19 protein-coding genes and 1 pseudogene are annotated in these 20,360 nt (G+C 59.4%); 13 read left to right on the top strand and 7 right to left on the bottom strand.

What is annotated here, in order from left to right:
- Positions 1-136: 136 nt before the first annotated feature.
- Positions 137-856: an invasion associated locus B family protein gene (locus PAF17_RS10360; RefSeq protein ID WP_271889017.1), complete on the top strand. Its 720-nt coding sequence runs from the start codon at positions 137-139 to the stop codon at positions 854-856.
- Between the two features lie 75 nt (positions 857-931).
- Here the strand turns inward: PAF17_RS10360 and PAF17_RS10355 are convergent, their stop codons facing one another.
- The 4 genes from PAF17_RS10355 to PAF17_RS10340 form a co-directional block, all read right to left on the bottom strand.
- Positions 932-2,140 carry a beta-ketoacyl-[acyl-carrier-protein] synthase family protein gene (locus PAF17_RS10355; RefSeq protein WP_271889076.1) on the bottom strand — a complete coding sequence of 403 codons (1,209 nt, stop codon included), beginning with the start codon at positions 2,138-2,140 and terminating at the stop codon, positions 932-934.
- Between the two features lie 125 nt (positions 2,141-2,265).
- Positions 2,266-2,532: an acyl carrier protein gene (locus PAF17_RS10350; protein ID WP_271889016.1), complete on the bottom strand. Its 267-nt coding sequence runs from the start codon at positions 2,530-2,532 to the stop codon at positions 2,266-2,268.
- 12 nt (positions 2,533-2,544) lie between these two features.
- Entirely contained in the window at positions 2,545-3,648 is a 1,104-nt protein-coding gene (locus tag PAF17_RS10345) for a UDP-3-O-(3-hydroxymyristoyl)glucosamine N-acyltransferase (protein ID WP_271889015.1), read from the bottom strand.
- A 23-nt stretch (positions 3,649-3,671) separates the two neighbouring features.
- The gene (locus PAF17_RS10340; protein WP_271889014.1) at positions 3,672-5,279 is read right to left on the bottom strand and encodes a L,D-transpeptidase family protein; all 1,608 of its coding nucleotides are present in this window, start codon (positions 5,277-5,279) and stop codon (positions 3,672-3,674) included.
- Between the two features lie 327 nt (positions 5,280-5,606).
- Between PAF17_RS10340 and PAF17_RS10335 the strand changes: the two genes are divergently transcribed.
- The gene (locus PAF17_RS10335) at positions 5,607-6,167 is read left to right on the top strand and encodes a YcbK family protein (RefSeq protein ID WP_271889013.1); all 561 of its coding nucleotides are present in this window, start codon (positions 5,607-5,609) and stop codon (positions 6,165-6,167) included.
- Positions 6,168-6,359: 192 nt separating this feature from the next.
- A complete protein-coding gene (locus PAF17_RS10330; RefSeq protein WP_271889012.1) occupies positions 6,360-6,938 on the top strand; it encodes a TetR/AcrR family transcriptional regulator in 579 nt (192 codons plus the stop codon).
- A 2-nt stretch (positions 6,939-6,940) separates the two neighbouring features.
- Here the strand turns inward: PAF17_RS10330 and PAF17_RS10325 are convergent.
- Positions 6,941-7,936 (bottom strand): annotated as a pseudogene (locus PAF17_RS10325) (IS481 family transposase).
- Positions 7,937-7,993: 57 nt separating this feature from the next.
- Positions 7,994-8,611, bottom strand: a complete 618-nt coding sequence (locus tag PAF17_RS10320) for a TetR family transcriptional regulator C-terminal domain-containing protein (RefSeq protein ID WP_271889011.1) — start codon at positions 8,609-8,611, stop codon at positions 7,994-7,996.
- Positions 8,612-8,828: 217 nt separating this feature from the next.
- Here PAF17_RS10320 and PAF17_RS10315 point away from each other — a divergent pair, with 217 nt between their 5' ends.
- The 7 genes from PAF17_RS10315 (at position 8,829) to PAF17_RS10285 (ending at position 16,323) form a co-directional block, all read left to right on the top strand.
- Positions 8,829-10,100 carry a Zn-dependent hydrolase gene (locus PAF17_RS10315; RefSeq protein ID WP_271889010.1) on the top strand — a complete coding sequence of 424 codons (1,272 nt, stop codon included), beginning with the start codon at positions 8,829-8,831 and terminating at the stop codon, positions 10,098-10,100.
- Complete coding sequence (locus PAF17_RS10310) at positions 10,097-11,227, top strand: acyltransferase family protein (protein WP_271889009.1); 1,131 nt, start codon at positions 10,097-10,099, stop codon at positions 11,225-11,227. The genes PAF17_RS10315 and PAF17_RS10310 overlap by 4 nt, the downstream gene beginning before the upstream one ends.
- Complete coding sequence (hydA, locus tag PAF17_RS10305; RefSeq protein WP_271889008.1) at positions 11,224-12,675, top strand: dihydropyrimidinase; 1,452 nt, start codon at positions 11,224-11,226, stop codon at positions 12,673-12,675. The genes PAF17_RS10310 and hydA overlap by 4 nt, the downstream gene beginning before the upstream one ends.
- A complete protein-coding gene (locus PAF17_RS10300) occupies positions 12,612-13,475 on the top strand; it encodes an ABC transporter ATP-binding protein (RefSeq protein WP_271889007.1) in 864 nt (287 codons plus the stop codon). The genes hydA and PAF17_RS10300 overlap by 64 nt, the downstream gene beginning before the upstream one ends.
- The gene (locus tag PAF17_RS10295; RefSeq protein ID WP_271889006.1) at positions 13,468-14,385 is read left to right on the top strand and encodes an ABC transporter permease; all 918 of its coding nucleotides are present in this window, start codon (positions 13,468-13,470) and stop codon (positions 14,383-14,385) included. The genes PAF17_RS10300 and PAF17_RS10295 overlap by 8 nt, the downstream gene beginning before the upstream one ends.
- Before the next feature lie 143 nt (positions 14,386-14,528).
- Positions 14,529-15,314 carry an ABC transporter permease gene (locus PAF17_RS10290; RefSeq protein WP_271889074.1) on the top strand — a complete coding sequence of 262 codons (786 nt, stop codon included), beginning with the start codon at positions 14,529-14,531 and terminating at the stop codon, positions 15,312-15,314.
- A gap of 22 nt (positions 15,315-15,336) precedes the next feature.
- Positions 15,337-16,323: an ABC transporter substrate-binding protein gene (locus PAF17_RS10285; RefSeq protein ID WP_271889005.1), complete on the top strand. Its 987-nt coding sequence runs from the start codon at positions 15,337-15,339 to the stop codon at positions 16,321-16,323.
- A gap of 52 nt (positions 16,324-16,375) precedes the next feature.
- Here the strand turns inward: PAF17_RS10285 and PAF17_RS10280 are convergent, their stop codons facing one another.
- Positions 16,376-17,176, bottom strand: a complete 801-nt coding sequence (locus PAF17_RS10280) for a hypothetical protein (protein ID WP_271889004.1) — start codon at positions 17,174-17,176, stop codon at positions 16,376-16,378.
- A 139-nt stretch (positions 17,177-17,315) separates the two neighbouring features.
- Here PAF17_RS10280 and PAF17_RS10275 point away from each other — a divergent pair, with 139 nt between their 5' ends.
- From PAF17_RS10275 to PAF17_RS10265, 3 genes are read left to right on the top strand one after another with little or no spacing between them, the layout of a single operon-like run.
- A complete protein-coding gene (locus PAF17_RS10275; RefSeq protein ID WP_271889003.1) occupies positions 17,316-17,723 on the top strand; it encodes a PepSY domain-containing protein in 408 nt (135 codons plus the stop codon).
- Positions 17,723-18,388, top strand: coding sequence for a response regulator transcription factor (locus tag PAF17_RS10270; protein ID WP_271889002.1), 666 nt, complete (start codon positions 17,723-17,725; stop codon positions 18,386-18,388). The genes PAF17_RS10275 and PAF17_RS10270 overlap by 1 nt, the downstream gene beginning before the upstream one ends.
- Complete coding sequence (locus tag PAF17_RS10265) at positions 18,385-19,683, top strand: sensor histidine kinase (protein WP_271889001.1); 1,299 nt, start codon at positions 18,385-18,387, stop codon at positions 19,681-19,683. Before PAF17_RS10270 ends, PAF17_RS10265 begins: the two co-directional genes overlap by 4 nt.
- The last annotated feature ends 677 nt before the right edge of the window (positions 19,684-20,360 follow it).

Below are 20,360 nucleotides of genomic sequence, written 5' to 3'. Positions count from 1 at the left end.
CAACCGCAAGCCTGACATCTCATGGTTTCAACAACACTCAACCCATGTTGATGCGCGCCGCGGTTCTTGTGGACTGACAAAGCGCTACAGACATGCTAGGCGGGCGTGGACTATCGAGCAAAGGGAAGACATAGACATGCCGATCAAACCCTCGCAGACTTTGCTGGCAGCGCTGGCTCTTGTTGCGGCGCCGGCGTTTGCCCAGGACAGCACCCCGGAAGCCTCTGACGAAACCAGCGCACCCGCTGAACAGGCTGCGACCGAGGCAGAACAACCCGCCGAAGCCCCCGCAGCAGAGGCCCCCGCAGCGGATGAAACCACGGCAACCGATGAAACCCCGACCGCAGAGGGTGAAGCCGCCGCGGAATCGGATGAACCGCAGGTCGGCAGCTATTACGTGAAATCGACCCATACCGACTGGACCTTGCGCTGTATTCGCGCCGCACAAGGAGAGGATCCTTGCGAACTGTATCAACTGTTGCAGGACGGCGAGGGCAATTCGGTCGCTGAAATGACGCTGATCCCGCTGAAGAATGGCAATGTTGCCGCGGGCGCGACCATCGTGGCGCCGCTGGAAACCGATCTGATCAAGGGATTGGGGTTCTCGATCGACAGCAGCAAGACACAGGAATATCCGTTCAGCTTCTGTGCGCCGGTCGGATGTGTGGCCCGCGTCGGGTTTACCGCGGGTGAACTGACGGCGCTGAAAGGCGGAAATGTCGCGAATCTTTCGCTGATGCCGTTCGGCGGAAACCCGGAAAACCCGGTCAAGCTTGAACTATCCCTGTCGGGCTTCACGGCGGCGTTCAACGAATTGTCGGAATATTCAGATCAGGCCAGCGCTGCGGCGAATTAAACTTCCCACGCGCTCAGGAAAGGAAACGGCGCCCGAATTCGGGCGCCGTTTTTACATGGGCATCTCTGACGCCGCCTAAACGCGTTGCAATGCAATCACCGCATTCAACCCCCCGAATGCAAACGCATTGGACAAAACGGCATCAACCTTGGCATCCCGCGCTTCGTTGGGCACCACATCAAGGCCGCATTCCGGATCAGGTTCCTGATATCCTATCGTCGGGGCGATCACCCCGTCGCGCAGCGCCATGATACAGGCCAGAAGTTCAACGGCACCTGTCCCGCCAATCAGATGGCCATGCATCGACTTGGTGGATGAAATCATCAGGCTGTCGGCGTGATGCCCAAACGCATGCGCCACGGCGGCGCATTCGGTCTTGTCATTCGCCGCGGTGCCGGTGCCATGCGCGTTGATATAACCGACCTGCTCGGGATTCAGCCCTGCATCGGCGATGGCGGCGGTAATCGCACGCTCGGCCCCCTGAGCAGATGGCATGACAATATCCTGCGCATCCGAGGACATTGCGAACCCGACCACTTCGGCAAGGATCTCGGCGCCACGGGCACGGGCCGATTCATAGTCTTCGAATACAAAGACCCCCGCCCCTTCACCCTGCACCATCCCGTTCCGGTTGGCACTGAAGGGTCGGCACGCATCCTTGGACATGACGCGCAAACCTTCCCAGGCCTTGACGCCCCCAAAGCAAAGCATCGCTTCCGAACCGCCGGTCAACATGACCTGCGCCGCGCCCGACCGCACCATCTGAAACGCAAGGCCCATCGCGTGATTCGAGCTGGAACAAGCGGTCGCAACGGTAAATGCAGGCCCGCGCAGGCCGAATTCCATCGACACGTGGCTGGCCGCGGCATTGTTCATCAACTTGGGCACGACAAAGGGGTGAACACGGTTCTTCCCCTCTTCATAGACGGCTCGATAGTTTTCGTCCCAGGTGTTCAATCCGCCACCAGCGGTCCCCAGAATGACACCCGAACGCAGCCCCAGCGCGCCAACGAAGCTAAGACCCGATTGGGCCACCGCCTGCTTTGCGGCCAACAGCGTGAACTGGGTGAACTTGTCATACAGAAGGATCTGTTGGCGATTGAAGTAATCTTCGGGTCGCCAGTCATGCACCTGCGCACCGATCTGGATCGACAACCGCTCGACATCGCGAAAGCTGAGCTGCGTGATCCCGCAGCGCCCTTCGCGAAAGGCGCCAAGCGTCGTATCGACATCATGTCCAAGCGCGTTGATCGTGCCTGCACCGGTGATGACCACGCGCCGCAATCCCTTGTAGCTTTCGCCGGCAAGGGGTTTGACGATTTCAGGTGCTGCGCTGGCAGATCCCGATGCTGCTGTACTCTCGGCCGCGCCTTCGTTTCGGGCGGCCTTCTTACCTGACTTCTTGGGACTCATGCAGCTTTCTGCGCCACCAGGCGTTCAACCGCCGCGATGATCGTGCCCATATTCGTGATGTCAAACTCGGATTTCTCGGGTTCGTTGGCATTGAAGGGAATCGTGATGTCGAATTCCTCTTCCAATGCGAAAATCGACTCGACCAGGCCGAGGCTGTCAATGCCCAGATCCTCGGGGGTCGCGTCGTCAGTCACCTGATCGGGTTCCAGCATCGCCTGTTCCGCGATGATGGCTGTGATTCTGGATTTGATCGTGTCGGTCATGAGGCCTCCTGTTCAGCCCTTTTCCAACAGGCGTGTAACAGTTTCCTGAAGCTTGGCGAGCTGTTGTGCAAAACGTGGCAAGCGACGCATCGCTTTCTGAATTTCCATCTGCGTTTCCATCTTCACGGCCGGATGGCCCAGAATGACCCGCCCCGCGGGCACCCTGCTGAAGATCTTGGTTGCGCCACCGGCGATCACGTCGTCGCCAATGACGATATTGTCCGAAACCCCGACCTGTCCGGCCAGAACCACCCGATCGCCGATACGCGACGATCCCGCGACACCGACCAGGCCACAGAGCAGACAATCCGTGCCGATCTCGACGTTGTGGCCGATCTGGACGAGATTGTCGATCTTGGTTCCCGACCCGATTCGGGTGGCGCGAATGGTGCCGCGATCAATGGTCGAGTTGGCGCCCAGTTCGATATCATCACCCAATTCGACACCACCCAGCGAATGGATGCGCGTCCAGTGTTGGGCGTGAATATCGGCACGGGGGCCAAGGGTGCGCCGGATTTCCTCGATCCCCGATTCCTCGGGGGTGACAAAGGAAAACCCGTCCCCACCAATCGACGACCCCGGCTGCATGATCAGCCTGTCACCGGCCTTGACGCCATGCGCGATCCTTGCGCCCGGATGGATGACACAGTTCTCGCCCAGAACGGAATCCCGTCCGATCGAGACATGGGCCGCGATCCGGGACCCTGCTCCGATCCGCACATTCGCGCCGATCACGGCCAGGGGCGCAATCGCAACCCCCTCACCGATCCGTGCAGAAGGGTCGACGATCGCGCTGGGGTGAATGCCCGGCGCGATATCGAGCCCGGGATCAAAAGCCCGCGTCAGCCCCGCCATCAGCAAGCGCGGACGAGGCGCGAATATCGCCGCCTTCAACCCATATACCTCTGGGTCCATTCCTTCGGCGAGGATCGCCATACTTCCGGGTTGCAGAGCGTCGGCATATTTTGGCGACATGGCCATCGCAATCATACCGCCTTCGGGCCCCACGGGACCAGTCGAGGCGGGCTCTGCCGCGCCAGTCACAGGCAGGGTCAGATCCCCCCAGCTGCGCGCATCCAGCGCTCGCGCCAACTCACCGATATTTACTGATTTCATCGCACCCTCTTTCAAGTGCCGACTTATTCGCTTTCGCCCGCCGAATCCAGTGCGATGGCGTCCAATCCGCGCAGGATAGCGTCATCACGCCCATAGACATCCTCAAAATAGCGGATCCGGCCGGACTTGTCAGGATAGGCGGTGAAATAGACCAGATGCACCGGCACCTCGGGCGTCAGTTTCAACCACCTTTCCCTGTCGCTATCCAACGCGCGCTGGAACAAGGCCGCCGGATCGCTGCTTTGCCGCGACAGCAATGCCCGGGCCAGGTCGAAAGGGTCTCCGACCCTCACGCATCCATGCGAATAGGCGCGGGTGCGATTGCCAAACAGATGCTTGCTTGGCGTGTCGTGCAGATAGATATTCCAACGGTTTGGAAAGATGAACTTGACCAGACCAAGCGCATTGCTCGGCCCCGGTTTCTGTCGCATTCGGTAAGGAAAGCTGGCGGCCGTGTAGCGGCCGAAATCGATGCTGCCGCGCGCAACCACCCCGCCCCTGCCATCGACCACATCCAGATGGGACAGCGCATGGCGGTTGGCCTTGAGGCGCGGCAAGTATTCACGCACGGTGATCGAGCGCGGCACGTTCCAGCGCGGATTGACAACCACATATTCCATACTGTCCGAAAACTCTGGCGTCTGAAGTCTGGCCTCGGCCTTGCCCACGACGACCCGCGTATTGAAAACCTCGGCACCGCCATCAACGATCCGCGCCGAATATTCGGGGATATTCACCCAGACATGCCGCGCCTCCAGATCTTCACCGCCCAACCAGCGCATACGTTCAAGCGCGGCGACGATCTTGCGGCTCCGCCAATCTGTCGTCGCGTCAATGTCGCCATTCAGATAGCGAATCGTATTCGGCCCGGCGATCCCATCCGCTGACAGACCGACCGCCCCCTGATAGCGCGAAACCGCTATGGACAGGGCGGCATCATACAGCATCGGATCGGCAACCTCGGCCCCGAACCCGATGCTGGCCAAGCGATCACGCAAGGGAAGCACCCCTTTGCCGCGCATACCCACGCGCCAAACCGCCTCGGGTGCGGGCGGCAGATGTGTGGGCACGGTCAATTTCCGCGGACCCGCAAGCGCATCCTGAAGGGCGGTATAGGCAGGATGGGCAGGCGCTTGCTGGCGCAGAAACGCAACTGGATACGCCGCATCCACGAACGCCGCCATCAAGGGCCCGATCGCAGGTCGACGGACCTGGCGATGGTTCTGATCCGAGACCGATTGCGGATCAAGCGCCCCGCCAGTCATGTCCGAAAGGTAACGCGCCAGCATACCGGCAAAAAGCAGCTCTGCGCGCAAACCGTTTTCTGTCGTCTTCAAGGCAGTCGGGCGATAGCGGGACCGGGGCAGACCATGCTGCGGCGCATCCACCGCCACCCTTCGCAACGCCTCGCGCAATGCGCGCCCCTCGGCACCCTGAAACACCGGCTTCAACCCGTTGCCGCCATAGAATTCCGCAAGGTAAGGCTGCCCTGCCACGGCCTGCGCCAGCTCCATTTCCGCAGCCGAAAAATTCAACCTGGGCGAGAGAAGCGCGCCCGAGCCCGCACTGACTTGAACCGCCCCCTGCCCCACGGCAGAGCCGGCCAGCCCCAACAGGGCAAATAAGGACACGGCAAATCTTTGGGAAATACGCAACATGTCAACCTCGATACTCAACTACCAATAATTTGCCTGCAAATTCTGCGCGGCACCAGCTTGCACCCACCTCAACCATGCCGCGAACACAACTGTTGCAAACCAGCCACGCCAGGAGGCAGCGTCGCAACAAAGACAAGGGCTCGGCGAAAACTCGCCTATGATAGCAGAAATCAGGCAGGCTCCACAGGAATCTGTTTATAAAACCACCAAGATTTGACATATTGTTAGCAAGTCGGGGCTAAACCCGTCTAAGCCGCAAGGAATGCGGTCAGCAGAATGAAGCAGGACAGGCGATCTGACATGACAATGGACCTTATCTCGCGTCGCGGCGTGCTTGGTGTGTTTGCGGCAACCTCGGCAACAGCTGCACCAGTGATGGCAAATGCATTCGGTTTCCTTCGCGGGGCCGGTGATGTGCGGCGCATCAAGATGTATAATGGCCGCACCGGCGAAAGCATCGATACCGTTTACTGGGTCGATGGAAAATACGTCCGCGAAGCCCTCAACGAAGTGAACATCTTCATGCGCGACTGGCGCACAGGCACGGCGATCGGCATTGACCCGCGCACGATCGACGTTGCGGCGGCCTCGCATCGGCTGCTGCAAACCAACGAACCTTACATGATGCTGTCGGGCTATCGCTCGCCCCAAACCAACGCGATGCTGCGCCGTCGCTCGCGCGGCGTGGCCAAGAATTCGCTGCATGTGCAGGGCAAGGCCGCAGATCTGCGGCTCAAGTCGCGCTCGGTCAACCAGATGTACAAGGCGGCGATGGCCTGCAAGGCAGGCGGCGTCGGAAAGTATTCGCGCTCGAATTTCGTACATATGGATTGTGGGCCGATCCGCAGCTGGGGATCCTGACCCGAAACAAACGACGAAACCCCTGTGCCACCTGCCCGTCCTGCCAGGCGGCGCACGGGTTTTGTCATTCCTGAGTCATTTACATGAAGATCCGGGCATAACATCCTGTCACTGAAACACTTGACGCGTCTGAATTGTTCCTAAACGCTGGCGTTTACCACCATCGAAACGGATAGCGGAAACCAGGAACAGATGAACCCCCAGACTTCGCGCAGATTTCGTACCGCACGCAAGATTCAGGCCGCAGCAGTCACCCTGGCCGCCCGTCACGGCCTTGCGAATGTGACGACCGAAGCAATCGCCCGCCAGGCGGAGATCAGCACGCGCACGTTCTTCAACCATTTTCCTTATAAGGAAGCGGCGATCATGGGGCCGCCGCCCGATTATCCCGCCGAGGCCTCCGAGGTGTTTGTTGCCGGCCACGGACGATTGATCGACGATTTGAACCTGCTGATTGAATCGCACCTGTCCCGTTACCTGGGGGATCGCGAAATGGTCGCGCAGATCAACCGCCTCGCCGCCGAAGACCAAAAGGTCGGTGCATTGTTCAGCAGCGCGATCCTTGCGCGACGTGCACAGATGCGCGAACTGTTGAAACGTCGCCTTCCAGATACCGATTATCGCAAGATCGAGATCCTGGCCGCGGCAATCGTGGCAGCCACCAACACCGCAACCCGCCAATGGGTGACCGGCCCGCAAGAGGATCTGATCGCACTGGCGCGGGAGCATCTGGCGCTGATCGTCGGATCAGCCCAGCTGCTGAACAGCTGAGCCTAGGTGTTCAGTCCCGGCATCTGGTGGATCGGGTTCAAGATGAATCTGTCCGGCTCTGAAGTCCAGATCTTGCAGATGTACTCGTAGGGTGTGAGCCCGTTGAGGGTCTTGAGCCGGCGCGCGAAGTTGTATGCTGCGATGAAGTCCGAGAGGTGCGTTCTCAGCTGATCATGGCTGTCGTAGTGGAAGCGTTTGACGGTGGCCTCCTTGATCGTGCGGTTCATCCGTTCGACTTGTCCGTTGGTCCAAGGATGATTGGGTTTGGTCAGCCGGTGCTCAATCCCGTTGGCCTCGCAGATCATGTCGAAACGCATAGGCCGAGAATAGGCAGTGTTCCGGTCCCGGGGCTGCTCAGCGAACTGGATGCCGTTGTCAGTGAGGACGGTGTGGACCTGATATGGCACAGCTTCGAGCATGTGTTGCAGGAACTCCCAGGCCGTCTTCCTGTCTGCTTTCTCGACGAGCTGGGTAACGGCAAACTTGCTCGTGCGGTCGATGCCAACGAACAGGAAGAGCTTTCCTTCAGCAGTCTGCACTTCGGCGATGTCTATGTGGAAGAAGCCGATCGGGTAGCGTTTGAACTTCGACCTCCTCGGTTTGTCGCCCTCGACGTCAGGCAGGCGTGAGATGCCATGCCGCTGCAGACAACGGTGCAGCGCCGAGCGTGTCAGGTGCGGGATGGACGGCTGAAGGGCATAGAGGCAATCGTCAAGCTGCAGCAGCGTGTGGCGCCGAAGCGCGACGATGGCCGCCTCCTCAGCCTCCGTGAGGACCGTCGAACGTGGCTCCTTTGGGCCGGTCTTGAGATCTTCGACCGTCTGCCGTTTACGCCACTTCGCAACCGTCTTCAGATTGATCCCCAGCTCCCGGCTCAGCGTCGCGAGCGAAGCTTGCGATTATTCGGGCAGGCCCTCGGACCGATGGCGGGCCGCCCTCATTATTGCTGCTCTGACTGCGTGCGTGGTCGTGGCGCTTCCGTGACGAACTTGTCCCATAGGGCATCCTTCCATTCCAAAGAAAGGATCGCACCATCAAACTGTGGGATCAAACACCTAGGGCTCTAACATCTGCCGAAACAGGTTCTCCAGATAAAGCTCGGCCTCGGCATAGGGATCATGTCCGGGGCCAAGCACCGCCCTTACCTGAACATCGAAATCAGCATAATGCTGGGTCAACGCCCAAATCGAGAAAATCAGGTGATGCGGCTCGACGGGTTTCAGCCTTCCCTGCGCCATCCAACGTTCCAGAACCGCCACGGTGTTCTCGACCAGATCGCGCAACCTGCCCCCAAGGATGCCTTCCAGATGAGGTGCCCCTTGCAGCACTTCATAGGCGAACAGCCGGCTTTCGCGGGGATAATCGCGCGACAATTGCAGCTTGGCCGCGACATAGCCCAGCACCTCGTCCATCGGCTGCCCGTTGCTGTCGATATTCAGCATCGGCGCCAGCCAGGTATCCAACAGCGCGGTCAGAAGTGTCCTGTAGATTTCATCCTTTGATCCGAAATAGTACAGCACATTCGGCTTGGACAAACCTGCGGCATCCGCGATCCGGTCGATCGTTGCGCCCCTCAGGCCGCGTGTCGAAAACACCGTCAGCGCCGCTTCCAGAATGATGTCACGGTTCTTTTGCTGAATGCGCGTCAGCGGTGGCTTGGAGTCTTCCGTCATACTGAAACCTGTACTGCCCTGTTTTATTTCTAGGCAGCGCTTCATCTTTTGTCAGCCGCAAGTTTTTGTATCCTTGACTGACTTTCGCACCGTGCTAGCCTCAAACTGACCGTTTGGTAAAGTTTTCATGACGTCGCTGCCGACGCTTGCCTGTGCGGTTTTCCCATTCAGCCGACCTCGCACCAAGACGGGGCGGCAAGACAGGAAGGAACAAGTGATGACCTTTTCCGACACCGCATCCTCGGCGGACAATATTCGGGTAGATGGCGATCGGCTGTGGGACAGCCTGATGGAAATGGCCAAGATCGGACCGGGCATCGCGGGCGGCAACAACCGTCAAACCCTGACGGATGATGATGCCGAGGGGCGGGATTTGTTCCGGAATTGGTGCGAACAAGCCGATATGACAATGACCGTGGACCGGATGGGCAACATGTTCATGCGTCACGAAGGGGCGGATCCCGACCTTGATCCGGTCTATATCGGCAGCCACCTGGATACCCAGCCCACCGGCGGCAAATATGATGGCGTGTTGGGTGTTCTGGCGGGGCTGGAAGTCATTCGCACGATCCGCGATCTGGGCATTCAGACGCGACGCCCCATTGTCCTTACCAACTGGACAAATGAAGAAGGCACGCGATTTGCCCCGGCCATGCTGGCCTCTGGCGTATTTGCCGGCATGCATGACGAGGAATACGCCAACAGTCGTCTCGATGCCCAAGGCAAGAGCTTTGGCGACGAACTGGATCGTATCGGCTGGCGCGGTCAGGAAACACCGGGCGAACGGCCCATCCATGCGATGTTTGAATACCACATCGAACAAGGCCCCATTCTGGAAGCCGAAAAAAAAGAAATCGGTGTCGTGACCCATGGTCAGGGATTGTGGTGGCTGGAGGTTACGCTGACCGGCAAGGACGCCCATACCGGATCGACCCCGATGAATATGCGCGTGAATGCGGGGCTGGGTATGGCTCGCATCATCGAGGCCGTGAATCGCATTGCCATGGCGCATCAACCCGATGCCGTCGGCGCGGTCGGACAGGCCAATGTATATCCAAACAGCCGCAACGTGATTCCGGGCAAGACCGTTTTCACGATCGATTTCCGCAGCCCCGATCTGGATAAACTGACATCGATGCGAAGCCAGTTGGAGCAAGAGGCGGCAGAAATCGCCAGCAATCTCGGGCTTGGCATCGCGATTGAACCGGTCGGGCATTTCGATCCGGTGACATTTGACGAACGCCTCGCAGGCATGGTCCGCGATGCGGCGCGACGGCTGGGCTATGGTCACATGGACATCGTTTCAGGGGCTGGTCACGATGCCTGCTGGATCAACAGGGTCGCACCCACGGTCATGATCATGTGCCCTTGTGTTGACGGCCTGTCCCATAACGAAGCTGAAGAAATCAGTCCCGAATGGGCCAAGGCCGGCACCGACGTCTTGCTGCATGCCGTCCTGAACGCTGCAGAAGTGACCCGCACGGAATGAGCACAGCGGCCACATCCCGCAATGCGGGCGGGCGCGTCAATCTGGAAAGCCTGCAGGTTGGCCGCGCTTTTGCCGCCCAATATGTCGTGCTGTGTCACGCGCCCTTGCTGATGTCGGAACATCTTGGAGTTCAGATGTGGAACCCGATTCTGGCGGCGGGCCATTCCGGAGTCGAGTTCTTTTTCGTGCTGAGCGGGTTCATCATGTTTGTCGTTCATGGGCGCGATATCGGACAACCGGAACGGGCGCGGCGCTTCATGTCCAAACGAATCATACGGATCTATCCGCTGTTCTGGGTCTTGTTTTCTATCTTTCTTCTGGGTCAGATCATCACCGGACGGATCGATCCGCATCTTGACGGACCGATGGCCTATCTGCGTGCCTATACGCTTGCCCCATTCGCGACCGACCCACCGATGAGGGTTGCTTGGACATTGTCGCATGAACTCTTGTTCTATCTGCTTCTGTCCGTCTGCATTCTGGCCGGCGGCATCGGCATTGCCTTGATGGGGGCCTGGTGGCTGGCCTGCCTGGCGGCGCTGGCCTATGCCAGCATTGACCAAATGTCCGTTGCTTTCCCCCAAAGCTTTCTGCTTTCCCCGTACAATCTATTGTTTTTGCTTGGAATAGCCGCAACTTTTATTCACACGACGATATCGACAAGCCAGGCGGCCATCCTGTTGATCACAGGGCTTGCCGGCTTCATGCTGACCATTGCCCATGACGCCACACTGCCAGAGAAAACGCTGCGCCCGATCTATTACGGGCTTGCCTCTGCCGCCATCGTCGCGGGGCTTGCCGGGCTTGAGCGCAGAACCGGAATTGGCTTTCCACGCTGGTTGGTTTTTCTGGGTGACGCTTCCTATTCAACCTATCTCGCGCATTCGATTGCCATGATTGCCTGCGCCATGATCCTGACAGCAGGGCATCTGCAACTTGGCGCTGTGGCAACGGTTTCGTTGTTGATTGTCGCAGGAACCGTGGGCGGCATGATCACCCATTTGCTGATCGAGCGTCCCTTGTTGCGCTTCATTCATCACAAACGACAGCAGCCGCCACCACTGACCACCAATGACGCAACGGTGATTGTTTCACCTTCAGCGTCGCAGCCGGAGGATCGCATATGAGCATCGTCATCAAGAACGGAACCGTCGTCACCGCCGATCTCAGCTACAAGGCCGATGTGCTGATCGAGGGCGACAAGATCGTTGCCATTGCCGAAGGGCTGGTTGGCGATGAAACGCTGGACGCCACCGGCTGCATGATCATGCCGGGCGGAATCGACCCGCACACCCATCTGGAAATGCCCTTCATGGGCACCTATTCGGCCGATGATTTCGAAAGCGGAACGCGCGCAGCGCTTGCTGGCGGCACGACGATGGTGGTGGATTTCGCCCTTCCTTCGCCCGGTCAGGGCCTGCTGGACGCATTGCAGATGTGGGACAATAAATCCGGTCGCGCGCATTGCGACTACAGCTATCACATGGCCATCACATGGTGGGGCGAACAGGTCTTTGATGAAATGGAGGCCGTGGTCAAACGCGGGATCACCAGTTTCAAGCATTTCATGGCCTATAAGGGCGCACTGATGGTCAATGACGACGAGCTGTTTTCCAGCTTTCGCCGCGTCGGCGATCTGGGCGGGATCGCGCTTGTGCATGCCGAAAACGGCGATGTCGTGGCCGAACTGTCCGCCCGGTTGCTGGCCGAGGGCAATACCGGCCCCGAGGCGCATGCCTATTCCCGTCCTCCACAGGTCGAGGGTGAGGCAACGAACCGTGCGATCATGGTCGCCGACATGGCCGGTGTGCCGCTTTATGTAGTGCATGTCAGCTGTGAGGACAGTCACGAGGCGATCCGGCGTGCGCGCCAGCAGGGCAAGCGTGTCTGGGGCGAACCATTGATCCAACATCTGACACTGGACGAAGGTGAATATTTCAACACCGATTGGGACCATGCCGCGCGGCGCGTCATGTCGCCCCCGTTCCGGAACAAACAGCATCAGGACAGCCTTTGGGCCGGACTGCAATCCGGCAGCCTGTCGGTCGTGGCGACGGATCACTGCGCCTTCACGACCGAACAAAAGCGTTACGGCGTTGGCGATTTCACCAAGATCCCGAATGGAACCGGCGGTCTGGAAGATCGAATGCCGATGCTTTGGACACACGGGGTCAATACGGGACGGCTGACACCGAACGAATTCGTTGCGGCGACCTCGACCAACAGTGCCAAGATTCTGGGGATGTATCCACGCAAAGGTGCGGTGCTGGTCGGCAGTGACGCCGATCTTGTGGTCTGGGACCCAGAGGCGGAAAAGACCATCTCGTCGCAAAGCCAGCAATCCGCCATCGATTACAACGTGTTCGAAGGGCAAACCGTCAAGGGCCTGCCCCGCTATACCCTGACACGCGGCGTCATTGCGGTCACCGAAGGCAAGATCGCCAGCCAGGAAGGACACGGACAGTTCATCCCGCGAAATGCAAGAGGCACCGTCAATCGCGCCCTCAGCCAATGGAAGGACCTGACCGCACCAAGGCCGGTTACACGGTCCGGCATTCCTGCATCGGGGGTCTGAATTTGCAGGGCGCGGAACATCCAGCCCAGCCGGTCATTCAGGCTCAGGGTGTCAGCCTGACATTCCAGACCGCCGATGGGCCGATCCATGCCTTGAAAGATGTGGATCTGACCATCAATCAGGGCGATTTCGTCAGCTTCATCGGCCCCTCGGGATGTGGCAAGACAACCTTTCTGCGCACCATCGCGGCGTTGGAAAACGCCACTGGCGGCAGGATCTCGGTCAATGGCCAAAGCCCTGATCAGGCCCGCCGGTCGCGTGCCTATGGCTATGTCTTTCAGGCGCCAGGCCTTTACCCTTGGCGGAGCATCGCGGGCAACATCTCGTTACCGCTTGAAATCATGGGGTTTGACAAGGCGGATCGCCGCCAACGCATCGAACGGGTGCTGGAGCTGGTCGATCTTGCCGGATTCGGCGGCAAATACCCGTGGCAATTGTCGGGCGGAATGCAGCAGCGCGCCAGCATTGCGCGCGCCCTGGCCTTTGACGCCGACATATTGCTGATGGATGAACCGTTCGGCGCGTTGGACGAAATCGTCCGCGACAAGCTGAACGAGGCCCTGCTGGACCTGTGGCGCAAGACTGGCAAAACGATTGGATTTGTCACGCATTCGATCCCCGAGGCAGTCTATCTTTCCACCAGAATAGTCGTCATGTCCCCGCGCCCTGGCCGGATCACGAAAATCATCGAAAGTCCGCTGCCCCGTAATCGCCCCCTGGACATTCGCGACTCGGCCGAATTCATCGCCCTCGCCCATGAGGTGCGCGAAGGGCTGCGCGAGGGGCATGGCGATGACTGATCTGGCCCGCGCCCCGTCGGACAAAACAAGCTGGCGTACCGGTCACGCCGATCGGGTCTTGCCGGTGTTGGTCGTCTTGCTGGTCATTGTTGGGATCTGGTATCTTGCTGCGATCGGCATGAATGCCGAGTGGGTCCGGGATCAGGCCGCCCGCGCCGATGAAGATCTGACATCGGGTGAATTCCTGCGGCGGACACTGATCCTAGATCGCCCGGTCCTGCCGGCACCACATCAGGTTGCGTCCGGTTTGTGGGACGGAATTTTCGGCCAGAAGATCACCTCGAAGCGAAGCCTGATCTATCACGGCTGGATCACCTTGTCGGCGACACTGGCGGGCTTTGCGATCGGCAGTCTGGCCGGTGTCGTGCTGGCCGTGGGCATTGTCCACAACCGCGCCATGGATCAGTCCGTCATGCCCTGGGCCGTGGCAAGCCAGACGGTTCCCATCCTTGCCATTGCCCCGATGGTGATCGTGGTCTTTGCCAGCGCCGGCATTACCGGATTGCTGCCAAAAGCGATCATCGCGGCATGGTTGTCTTTCTTTCCGGTCCTGGTCGGCATGGTCAAAGGGCTGCGAACCCCGGACGCCATGCAACTGGACCTGATGCGCAGCTGGAACGCCTCGGACCGGCAGGTTTTTTGGCGACTGCGCTTGCCATCATCGCTGCCGTTCCTGTTTGCCAGCCTGAAGGTCGCGGTCGCCGCAGCCCTTGTCGGCACGATCGTCGGAGAATTGCCTGCGGGGGCAAGCGCCGGTCTGGGGGCACGCCTGTTGTCGGGCAGCTATTACGGGCAAACCATACAGATCTGGGCCGCGCTGCTTGCCGCCGCCACCCTTGCCGCAATTCTGGTTGCGTTGATCGGAATGATCCAGAAAGCAACACTTGAGCATATGGGACTGGCGCGATGAAACCCGTATCCCGACAGGAATTCCGACGCGAGATGATGCCAACGCTGTTGGCCGCCCCCTTTCTGATCCTGGCCGCCGCCATTGCGCCGCCCCTGTTTCCGGTCGTCTTGCTGTGGCTGATCGCCTGGACGTTGAACGTCGCCATGACAAGTCTGAACCTGCCATTCGCGCGTGTCCTGACCCCGATTATTTTTGGCGCAACCTTGTTGTTGATCTGGGAACTGAGCTGCCGGATCTTTGCGATTCCATCGGTCATACTTCCGCCCCCCAGTCAGATCGGGATCAGTGTCTTGCAGAATGCCGCCATCCTGTGGACCGATTTCGTCCAAACCATCCTGAAAGGTGCCTTGACGGGATGGCTCATGGGGGCGGTGGCGGCGGTCATGACCGCAATCGCCATAGACCGCAGCCCCTTCCTGCAACGCGGCCTGTTGCCAATCGGAAATTTTGTCGCCGCGTTGCCAATCGTCGGAATCGCGCCAATTCTGGTGATGTGGTTCGGTTTCGACTGGCAATCCAAGGCAGCGGTGGTTGTGGTCATGGTGTTCTTTCCAATTCTGGTGAACATGGTCGCCGGACTGGCAGCAACCGACCAGATGCAGCGGGACCAGATGGCAACCTGGGCCGCCCCCTATTGGCAATCTTTGTGGAAGTTGCGGATGCCAGCTGCAATGCCGTTCCTGTTCAACGGCCTCAAGATCACCTCCACGCTGGCCCTGATCGGCGCCATCGTGGCCGAATTCTTCGGAAGCCCGACCAAGGGAATGGGTTTTCGCATCTCGACCGCGGTCGGGCGGCTGGACCTGCCGCTTGTCTGGGCCGAAATTCTGGTCGCCGCAATCGCCGGCACCTTGTTCTATGGTATTGTCGCGCTGCTCGAAAAGAAGGTGACATTCTGGCACCCGTCTCAGCGCAATAAACGGGCCTGAGCCCCCAACAGGAGAGTGACGAATGAAATATCTGATGATTTCCGCAGCCGTATTGGCATCGTCTGCATCTGTGGCAAGCGCGGCAGATGACCTGACCTTGCAGCTGAAATGGGTAACCCAAGCACAGTTTGCGGGCTATTACGTGGCCAAGGACAAAGGTTTCTACGAGGAAGAGAACCTGAACGTCACCATCAAACCCGGCGGCCCCGACATTGCGCCGACGCAGGTTCTGGCCGGGGGCGGGGCCGATGTCACCGTGGAATGGATGCCCGCCGCGCTGGCAGCGCGCGAAAAAGGGCTGCCGCTGGTCAATATTGCACAGCCCTATAAATCTTCGGGCATGATGCTGACCTGCCTGAAAGAAAGCGGTGTATCGGACCCACAAACCGATTTCGCGGGTAAGACGCTTGGGGTCTGGTTCGCCGGAAATGAATACCCGTTTCTCAGCTGGATGAACACGCTCGGGCTTTCGACCGAGGGCGGCGAAGATGGGGTGACGGTTCTCAAACAGGGCTTCAACGTCGATCCCTTGCTGCAAAAACAGGCGGCCTGCATCAGCACCATGACCTATAATGAATATGGTCAGGTGCTGGATGCCGGACTGACCGAGGACGATCTGGTGACGTTCAAATACGAAGATCAGGATGTCGCGACGCTTGAAGACGGGCTCTACACGCTGGAACAGAATCTGGACGATCCCGAAATGGTCGACAAACTGGCACGTTTCGTCCGCGCCTCGATGAAAGGCTGGAAATACGCCGAGGAAAACCCTGATGAAGCGGCCGAAATCGTGCTGGACAATGACGAGACGGGCGCCCAGACCATCGAGCATCAGACCCGCATGATGAGCGAGGTCGCCAAGCTGACGGCCGGTTCGAACGGCACGCTGGATCAGGCAGATTACCAGCGCACCGTGGAAACCCTGTTGGCAGGTGGCTCTGATCCGGTCATCTCGAAAGAGCCCGAAGGCGCCTGGACCCATGCCATTACGGACAAGGCCCTGAACTGATCCAACCCCCTGCAAGACAGGGGGGAAAGCCCCCCCCTGTCCATCCCTGCGATCAGCGTGCAACTTCGCGCAGCACATCACCTTCACGATCGAGATCCAGCGTGACGGCCTCACCTGCCGGGTTGACCGCATCCAGTTGGATACGCGGGCCGGCCGGGCGTGGGTCTCTTAGATCAGTATAACCCGCATCACCCAGTTTCTGGTCGATGGCCGCAGAATCGATACGCTTCATCGCCCGCTCGTTGTGATGGTCGCCATCCGCTTTGCGGTGCCCCTCGGGACCGTGATCGCCACGGTGATGATCGCCATGCTTGCCATGCATTCCACCGCGCTCACCCTTGTCGTGATCACCACCTTTGCGGTGATGTTTCCCGCGGTGCTTGGGGCCATGATCCTCGTCACCCCGCCCGAAACGCATCAGACGGCCATCGGCATCAAAGCCGGCGCGCAGCTCTTCGCCATCTGCATCCTGACCCGCGACCATCGCCCGTCCTTCATGTCCTGCCACACGGTCGATGACCGCAAATTGCGACAGAATTGCGTTGTCGCGAACGGCTTGGGGCAGCATCTGATCAAGAACCGACTGAGGCAGCGCCGCATCATCACCCTTGATCATCATCACGTTGTTCTGCTTGTCGAGGATTGCCATGATCTCGCCACCATCGGGCAGTTCGGCTTCGATCCTGGTTCCGCCACGAGGCCCGTCCTTGACCTCGACATCATTCAGGTTCAGGGCATCCAGAACCTCTGGGATCTGAAAACTCTCGGCAGTGTCCTGTGCAAAGGCGGCACCGCCCAAAACGGCAATCAACGCGATCGAGGTTGCGGTCGTGGTGAAAAATCTGCTGCTCATGATATCGTCCTTGTAGAGTTCATTCCGACAACCCGGCTTGGGCTGTCAGCACGAATCACGTTCTAACTGGGCCTTGCCGAATGAAATGCCAACATCTCGTTTGGTTTCCATTTGGTCGCGGGGCGGCATAGATAGCGACATGAAACGCCGTCTTCTGATCTGCACCTGCCTGACCATCGCAGCCGCCATGACCTGGCCGCGCGATAGCCCTGTTCTGGCTCCGCATATGGCGATCGCCCCGCAATCGTTTCCGGGCGCCGCAGCGGCCCAGGATTTCCGCCCCCTGCCCTTTCACAAGCTGGCCAAACGGGTCAGCGAACGCTATCGGGGTCGCTTGATCGGGGTCAATATCATGCGGCCCACACCCAGAGAGCGCGATCTGGGGGCGGCGCTGATCTACGAGTTCAGGATTATCACGCCGCAGCAAAACCTGCTGAGAATTCGGATGGACGCGCGCGACGGCCGTTTCCTGGACGTGGCCGGTCGCGGCCAGTTGGAGGCGCTGAAACCCGTCGGAAAACCTTTGAACAACGAAAGCAAGAATTGATGCGCGCATTGATTGTCGAGGACGACAAGGTTCTGGCCCAACAGCTGATATCGGCATTTCACGAGGCGGGTTTTGCCATCGACCACGCCGAGGATGGCACGAATGGCGAGTTCATGGGAGCGACCGAAACCTATGACGTGGCAATACTGGACCTTGGTTTGCCGGGAATGTCCGGAATAGAAGTGCTGACACGATGGCGAAATCAGGGTGTGACCATGCCGGTCCTGATCCTGACGGCTCGTGGCGACTGGACCGACAAGGTTGCGGGGTTTCGGGCCGGAGCAGATGACTATGCGGTCAAGCCTTTCCGGCTGGACGAGGTTATCTTGCGTGCCCAAACGCTGATCCGCCGCGCGGCCGGACATAGCCGATCGATCATCGTGGCGGGACCGCTGTCACTGGACACGCAGCTGGGTGTGATTACCCGCGATGGCAGTCCGCTGAAGCTGACATCATTCGAGACCCGTATTCTAAGCTATCTGATCCACCATCAGAACCGCATCATCACCCGCACCGAATTGTCCGAGCATCTGTACGAAGCCGAAACGGATCGCGATTTCAAATCGATCGAAGTCGTCATCGGCCGGTTGCGCAAGAAGATCGGCGATGGGTTGATCACCACGCGCCGGGGCGAAGGATATGTGCTGGAGAGTTCGGCCGGATGAAGTCATTGCGCGGTCGATTGCTGCTTTTGGCAGGAGTGTGGTTGTCGGCCGCATTGCTGGCGGCATTTCTCCTTATCTCGCATTTGTTGAACCAGTTCGTGACCGATCGCTTCGATGCAGAAACCTTTGCCGTAGCAGATGCCTTGGTCGGGTCATTGGGTATTGATTCCGAAGAAGAAGTCAGCCTGTCCACCCTGCCGGCGGATCCACGCTTTGGTCTGCCATTCAGTGGTTGGTACTGGCAGGTCAATAGCGGAGGCCGCATCGTCGCGCGTTCTGCTTCATTGTTGGATGGACGCCTGACCGGTTCAACGGGCAGCTATGTCGGTGGCAGCGGAACTGGCGCGGATGGCGCGCCATTGCGTGTATTGCGCCGCGAGATTACGATCCCGGACGCCGAAGAGCCGATTGCCATCACGGTGACCGCGCCACAATCCGAGATCGAACAAAGCCTGCGCGAAATTCGTGCGCCTCTGGCCTTTTCGCTTATCGTTCTTGGGGTCGGTCTGGCCGCCGCGAGCCTTGTTCAGGTGACAGCCGGACTGCGCAGTCTGGATCGATTGGGCGACGACCTGCGCAATGTTCGCGAGGGCAAGGAAGATCGGATTCCCTTGCCGGACGTCGCCGAGCTGCAACCGCTGACGCATGAAATCAATGCTGCGCTCGACCAGAACGCCACCCATTTGAGCCGGTCGCGCCACCATTTGGGGAATCTGGCCCATTCGCTGAAAACCCCTTTGGCGGCCCTGGCAAATGAACTGCCATCGGATCACAATGGCCAGACGCTGATCGCACGTATGGACAGGTTGATCGGATGGCACCTGCGGCGGGCACGTCAGGCGGGACCGAAGCAAATGGGCCGTCGTTGTGAGCTGCGCCCCGTTATCGACGACATCCTGTTGGTGTTGCGTTGGCCATTGCAGGACAAGAACATGACGGCACGGATCGTCTGCCCCGAAGGTGCCACCTTTTCCGGCGAGCGCCAAGATCTGGAAGAAATAATCGGGAACCTGGCCGAGAACGCTGTGAAATGGGGGCGCAGGCAGATCGGCATAACGGTCAGTTTCCCCGGCGATCGTCTGGTCCTGTGCATAGAGGATGATGGACCGGGCATGGCGCAGACAGACGTCCCCAAGGCGATGATCAGGGGCAGTAGATTGGATGAATTCGGCCTGTCTGGTTCGGGGTTGGGGCTGTCGATCGTAGCAGATCTGGCCGCATTGCATGGGGGCGAGTTACGCCTTGAGCGCTCGTCAATGGGGGGTCTGGCGGCAATCGTCGACCTGCCGGCCTGAAGTTTTCTGGAACGCAATGGCAAGGCACAGTCTTGTTGCGCCCTAACCAAGAAAGAAAGCCGGGCCACATTTTCAGAGGTGGTTGCGAAACCTGGGGCCGGCCGCCAAGCTTTTGCGCCGGGGGAAAATTGTGCCGGGATGGCCAAACGCAGGCGCCATTGTGCCAAGTTCAATGCGAAAGTGACCCAAGCGATGGGTCTGACAACGGTCGGACTGGTCAAGAGATACGGCATCCACCCAGCGGAGAACGGCAGCCGGGCACGCATCGCGATCGAAAACAATACGCGGCGCACGTGCTGGCACCTCGCCCACCGCGTCCCGGACAACCGATCCGGCGGTCACGGAACTGCAGGTCGGAACTGGCCCGCAGCAGGGTGGGCGCCGGGAGTAGCTATCGCAATGGAAACCTCCGGACTCATGGCATCGGTTGCTGGCTCCGCTTGCAGGCGGAAAGATCCCGGCCAAATGCGAAAAGCCGCCAGGCATGAAACCCGGGTCAAAACCCGGCAGAGCGGCGAAATGGTCGCGGATCAGGAACCAACCCTGTCGTCCGCACCCTTCATGTCAGTTGTTCCCGACCATACTGCGCCGTCTGCCGAATATGGATCGATCGCAGGTTCCCGCACCCTTCATTCTTTTTTGCAGCCGACATTGCCGCGAAATTCATCCCGAGGGTT

It is taken from the genome of Paracoccus onchidii (genome assembly GCF_028294535.1).
GTDB classification, from domain to species: domain Bacteria; phylum Pseudomonadota; class Alphaproteobacteria; order Rhodobacterales; family Rhodobacteraceae; genus Paracoccus; species Paracoccus onchidii.
The sequence above is the reverse complement of the archived record's forward strand: the minus strand, read 5'-3'. Positions and strand labels throughout refer to the sequence as shown.